Origin of the sequence: Pseudomonas nitroreducens TX1, assembly GCF_000313755.1 — a bacterium.
Taxonomy (GTDB): domain Bacteria; phylum Pseudomonadota; class Gammaproteobacteria; order Pseudomonadales; family Pseudomonadaceae; genus Pseudomonas; species Pseudomonas nitroreducens_A.
This window is the reverse complement of the sequence record NZ_AMZB01000013.1, coordinates 1-884: the sequence shown is the minus strand read 5'-3', so window position 1 is coordinate 884 and position 884 is coordinate 1. Positions and strand designations below refer to the sequence as shown.

At 65.4% G+C, this 884-nt stretch carries 1 protein-coding gene; it reads left to right on the top strand.

Features of this window, described 5'->3' with window-relative positions; all coding sequences use genetic code 11:
- On the top strand, positions 1-881 hold an 881-nt coding region (locus tag C167_RS0100070; RefSeq protein WP_017516260.1), incomplete at its 5' end, for an efflux RND transporter periplasmic adaptor subunit.
- Between the last annotated feature and the right edge of the window lie 3 nt (positions 882-884).

Below are 884 nucleotides of genomic sequence, written 5' to 3'. Positions count from 1 at the left end.
TCGTGCAGCAGATCGAGCGCAGCGGCAAGGTTCAGCCGGTGACCACGCTGCATGCCCCGATTGCCGGGGTGATCCGTGAGCTTGATGTGCGCCCCGGTATGACGCTGGCGGCCCGCGCGCCCCTGGCCAGGATCAATGGGCTGGGACAGGTCTGGCTGGAGGCCGCCGTGCCGGAGGTGCAAGCGGCGGGCCTCGAGGTTGGCCAGACCGTCGCGGCCCGCCTGCCAGCCTTCCCCGATCGCACCGTCAGCGGCACCCTGGCCAGCATTCTGCCGGAGAACGACCAGCAGAGCCGCACACTGCGGCTGCGCATCGAACTACCCAATCCGAACGGGCAACTTCGCCCCGGCATGACCGCCCAAGTCAGCCTGGACCTGACCGGCCAGCACGATGTGCTGCAGATTCCCAGTGAAGCGGTGGTCCGCACCGGCAAGCGCAACCTGGTGATGCTGGCTGAGGACCAGGGACGGTTTCGCCCGGTAGAGGTGCTTCTCGGCCAGGAAAACGATGGGCTGGTGGCCGTGCTGCAAGGTCTGGACGAAGGCCAGCGTGTGGTCGCCTCAGGGCAGTTCCTCATCGATTCGGAAGCAAGCCTGAAAGGTATCGAGGCGCGCACGGTGGACGAATCAAAGGCGCAGATGACGATGCCGCCTGTGCATGAAGCGGATGGCCGCATCGTGAACATCACCGCACAGGGCATCACCATCAGCCACGGCCCATTCAATACGCTGGGCATGCCCGGCATGACCATGACCTTCGCCCTTGCTCGTCCTGAACTGGCTGCCGGCCTGAAACCTGGCGATCGCATCCGCTTCGGCGTCAGCCAGGGCGATACCGGGCTGGTAATCGAACAGGTGCGCAAGCAGGAGCAACAGCCATGATCG